At 72.2% G+C, this 4,689-nt stretch carries 4 protein-coding genes and 1 pseudogene; 4 read left to right on the top strand and 1 reads right to left on the bottom strand.

Annotation, left to right across the window (positions count from 1 at the left end):
* From JM949_RS33710 to JM949_RS33725, 4 genes and pseudogenes are all read left to right on the top strand, one after another.
* A partial coding sequence (locus JM949_RS33710; protein WP_203152082.1) for a sensor histidine kinase occupies positions 1–445 on the top strand: 445 nt, incomplete at its 5' end.
* A 28-nt stretch (positions 446–473) separates the two neighbouring features.
* A complete protein-coding gene (locus JM949_RS33715; RefSeq protein WP_203152083.1) occupies positions 474–1,343 on the top strand; it encodes a manganese catalase in 870 nt (289 codons plus the stop codon).
* A 140-nt stretch (positions 1,344–1,483) separates the two neighbouring features.
* Positions 1,484–3,813: pseudogene (gene lon / locus JM949_RS33720) on the top strand (endopeptidase La).
* Between the two features lie 128 nt (positions 3,814–3,941).
* Positions 3,942–4,346 carry a DoxX family protein gene (locus JM949_RS33725; RefSeq protein WP_203152084.1) on the top strand — a complete coding sequence of 135 codons (405 nt, stop codon included), beginning with the start codon at positions 3,942–3,944 and terminating at the stop codon, positions 4,344–4,346.
* Between the two features lie 48 nt (positions 4,347–4,394).
* Here the strand turns inward: JM949_RS33725 and JM949_RS33730 are convergent.
* Positions 4,395–4,689 (bottom strand): DbpA RNA binding domain-containing protein (locus tag JM949_RS33730; RefSeq protein WP_203152085.1); only part of this gene is annotated, 295 nt, incomplete at its 5' end.

Raw genomic sequence — 4,689 nt, forward strand, 5'->3', positions numbered from 1 at the left:
CGCCGCGCTGGTGCCGGTCGGTCGGCGGCGCGCGCGGGTCACCCGGCGGGCGCTCCGCTGCCCGGTGCCCGCCGGGCGGACCCGGCAGGTGCTGGTCAACCTGGTGGAGAACGCGTTGCGGCACGGACCGCCGGAGGGGCAGGTCGGGCTCTACGCCACAGTGCGCAATCCCGGTCTGAGCATCCTGGTGACCAACGAGGGGCGGGTCGACGACGCGCTGCTGGCCGCGCTGCGCCGCCCGACGCCGGCGGTCGGGATGTCCGGGCTCGGTCTGTGGATCGTGCGGCAGCTCGTCGCGACGGACGGCGGAGCGCTGCGGGTCCACCGGTTGCGGCCGCGCGGCCTGGCGGTGGAGGTGCTGCTTCCGCTGGCCGCCGGGCGCGCTGACCCGAGCGGGCCAGAGGTTGGCCCGGCCGGGTCAGCGGGACGGGGACAGCCCTGCTGACCCGTTGTCGGTGCCCGGAGGAGGCCCAGTGTTCAGCCATGTCAAGGATCTGCAGTTCGAAGCCAAGCCGGACGGCCCGGACGCGGCGTTCGCCCGTCGGTTGCAGGAGGTGCTGGGCGGCAAGTGGGGCGAGATGACCGTCGCCAACCAGTACCTCTTCCAGGGGTGGAACTGCCGGCTGCCCGGCAAGTACAAGGATCTGCTGCTCGACGTCGGCACCGAGGAGATGGGCCACGTCGAGATGATCGTCACGATGATCACCCGGCTGTTGGACAACGCGCCGCTGTCGTTGACCGAAGGCATCGCGGAGGATCCCGGTGGCGCGGCGACGTACGCCGGGTCGAACCCGGCACACTTCATCCACTCCGGTGGTGGCGCGTTGCCGGCCGACTCGAGCGGGGTGCCGTGGAACGGCGCGTACGTCACCGCCAGCGGGAACCTGCTGGCCGACTTCCAGCTCAACGTCACCGCGGAGGCGCAGGGCCGGCTTCAGGTCGCCCGGCTGTTCCACATGACCGACGACCCGGGCGTCAAGCAGATGCTGCGCTTTCTGCTGGCCCGCGACACCATGCACCAGAACATGTGGCTGGCGGCGATCGAGCAGCTCAGGGAGGACGGGCTGGAGGACATGCCGGTGCCGGAGGCGTTCCCGGACTCCAGTGACCTCAGCGAGGAGTACGGCTACACCTACCTGGGCTTCTCCTCGGGAACCGACTCCGCCGAGGGGCGCTGGGCGTCCGGGCCCGCGCCGGACGGCAAGGGCGAGTTCCGCTACGACGACAATCCGCGCGCGAACGCTCCGGAGCCGGTGCTGCCCCCGGGCGACCCGCGGCTGTACGGCACCAACCCGGGTGTGGCCGGCTCGGTGGTGAACACGGTGAAGAGCAAGCTCACCTGACGCGTCCCGGTGGTCGCCGCGCCGGCGCGGCGACCCACCGGGACGGTCATGGGGAGTGGTCTGGGTCACAGAGCGGAACAAGGGGAACGCTTTGTTACTTGAGTCAAACACGCTCAACCCAACGCGATGGTAGGTGTTCGATGGCAACTCTTCCGGTACTTCCCCTGACCGACGCCGTGCTGCTGCCCGGCATGGTCATCCCGGTGACCCTCGACCCGACAACCCAGGCCGCGATCGACGCGCGCGGGCGACCGGCGACCGCAAACTGCTGGCCGTGCCGCGCATCGACGGCGAGTACGGCCCGGTCGGCGTCATCGCCACCATCGAGAAGGTCGGCCGGCTCCCCGAGGGTGAGCCCGCCGCCGTCGTGCGCGGCCTGACCCGGGCCCGGATCGGTTCCGGCGTGCCCGGCCCCGGCGCGGCGCTCTGGGTCGAGGCGACCGAACTCGACGAACCCGCCCACGCCGGCAAGGCCCGGGAACTCGCCCGCGAGTACCGCGCCCTGGTGACCTCGGTGCTCCAGCAGCGTGGCGCCTGGCAGGTCATCGACGCCGTGGAGCGGATGACCGACCTCTCCGAATTGGCCGACTCGGCTGGTTACGCGCCCTGGCTGACCCTGGAGCAGAAGACCGAGCTGCTCGCCGCGCCGGACGTCACCGCCCGGCTCGAGCTGCTGGTCGGCTGGGTGAAGGACTACCTGGCCGAGCAGGAGGTCACTGAGCAGATCAACAGTGACGTCCGGGAGGGGCTGGAGAAGTCCCAGCGGGAGTTCCTGCTGCGTCAGCAGCTCGCCGCGATTCGTAAGGAGCTGGGCGAGGACGAGCCGGACGGCTCGGCCGACTACCGGTCCCGGGTCGAGTCCGCCGAGCTGCCGGAGAAGGTCCGCGAGGCGGCCATGCGCGAGGTCGGCAAGCTGGAGCGGGCCAGTGACGCCTCCCCGGAGGCGGGCTGGATCCGTACCTGGCTGGACACCGTGCTGGAGATGCCGTGGGGCACGCGTACCGAGGACAACACCGACCTGGCCGCGGCCCGGGCGGTGCTCGACGCCGACCACGCCGGCCTGGCCGACGTGAAGGACCGCATCCTGGAGTACCTGGCCGTGCGCAACCGGCGGGCCGAGCGCAACCTCGGTGTGGTCGGCGGTCGCGGCTCCGGCGCGGTGCTCGCCCTCGCCGGTCCTCCCGGGGTGGGCAAGACCAGCCTCGGCGAGTCCGTGGCGCGGGCGCTCGGCCGTAACTTCGTCCGGGTCTCGCTCGGTGGCGTCCGCGACGAGGCGGAGATCCGCGGTCACCGACGCACCTACGTGGGTGCGCTGCCCGGCCGGATCGTCCGCGCCCTGCGCGAGGCCGGTTCGATGAACCCGGTCGTGCTCCTCGACGAGGTGGACAAGCTGGCCGCCGGCTACGCCGGTGACCCGGCCGCCGCCCTGCTTGAGGTGCTCGACCCGGCGCAGAACCACACCTTCCGGGACCACTACCTGGAGGTCGACCTGGACCTCTCCGACGTGCTCTTCCTGGCCACCGCCAACGTGGTGGAGTCCATCCCCGGCCCGCTGCTGGACCGGATGGAGCTGGTCATGCTGGACGGCTACACCGAGGACGAGAAGGTCGCCATCGCCCGGGACCACCTGCTGCCCCGGCAGCGGGAGCGGGCCGGGCTGACCGCCGACGAGGTGGCGATCGCCGACGAGGCGTTGGCGCTGATCGCGGGCGAGTACACCCGGGAGGCCGGCGTCCGGCAGCTCGAACGTGGCCTCGCCAAGATCCTGCGCAAGGTCGCGGTGGCGCTGGCGACCGACCCGACACCGGTCCGCGTCGACACCGGCAACCTGGCCAGCTACCTGGGGCGGCCGAAGTTCACCCCGGAGTCGGCCGAGCGCACCGCGGTGCCGGGTGTGGCCACCGGCCTCGCCGTCACCGGCGCGGGTGGGGACGTGCTCTTCATCGAGGCGACAAGCATGGAGGGCGAGCCGGGATTGACCCTGACCGGTCAACTCGGTGACGTGATGAAGGAGTCCGCGCACATCGCCCTGTCCTACCTGCGCTCCAACGGGCGGCGGTTCGGCATCGACCCGAACGCCCTGGCCGGACGCCGGATCCACGTCCACTTCCCGGCGGGCGCGGTGCCCAAGGACGGCCCGAGCGCCGGCATCACCATGGTGACGGCCCTGGCGTCGCTGGTCACCGGCCGGCCGGTCCGGCCCGAGTTCGGGATGACCGGCGAGGTGACGCTCTCCGGCCGGGTGCTGCCGATCGGTGGGGTGAAGCAGAAGCTGCTCGCCGCGCACCGGGCCGGCCTCACCGAGGTCATCATCCCGGCCCGCAACGAGCCGGACCTGGACGATCTGCCGGCCGAGGTGCGCGAGGCGCTGACCGTGCACACCCTGGCCGACGTGGCCGACGTGCTCGCCCTGGCGCTGCGCCCGGCCGACGTCGAGGCGCTGGACGGTCCGGCACTCGCCACCGCCTGACGCACCGAACCAATGGCCCCCGCCGTCGCGCAGACGGCGGGGGCCATTGACGTACCCGGATAGCGGCTACTGTTCGCGTGAACCTTCAACGATCTCTCCGCCGCGAGGCGACCCCCGGAGGAATCCCCGTGAACCTGGTGCTCTGGATCATCCAGATCCTGCTCGCCGTCATCTTCGCCGGCGCCGGCCTGGCCAAGCTGACCCAGCCCAAGGAGAAGCTGCGCGACCGGATGAAGTGGATCGACCCGGTCCCGCTGTCACAGGTCAAGGCCCTCGGCTTCGTCGAGCTGCTCGGCGCACTCGGGCTGGTGCTGCCCCCGCTCACCGACATCGCCACAGTGCTCACCCCGCTCGCGGCGGTCGGGCTGGTCATCGTCATGATCGGCGCCATCCTCGTGCACCTGCGCGACCGCCGGAAGCGGACGACGGCCCAGGAGCGTCAACTGGAGACCCAGGGCGTGATCACCTGCACGGTGCTGCTCGTCCTCGCCGCCGTGGTGGCGTGGGGCCGCTTCGGCCCGTACTCCTTCTGAACCGGGCCGTCGGCGACCGTCGTACCCCGGCGGTCGCCGACGGCGTGCTCAGCGCTCGTCGCGTCCGCGGTCGCGGCGCACGGTGGCCTTGCGGCCCTTGATCGTGCTGGCCCGCAGCCCGGCGATCACCTCGTCGGCCACCCCCTGCGGCACCTCCACCAGCGAGAACCGGTCGGCGATCTCGATCGAGCCGATGTCCCGGCCGCGAATCCCGGTCTCCCCGGTGATCGCGCCGACCAGATCCTGCGGGCGCACCCCGGCGCGTCGGCCCAGGCCGACGAAGACCTGCACGGAGTTGCCGCCGCCCGAGCGGGGCCGCGCACCGCCCCGCCGGTCGGCGCCC

The sequence above is a fragment of the Micromonospora tarensis genome, assembly GCF_016803395.1.
Lineage (GTDB): Bacteria > Actinomycetota > Actinomycetes > Mycobacteriales > Micromonosporaceae > Micromonospora > Micromonospora tarensis.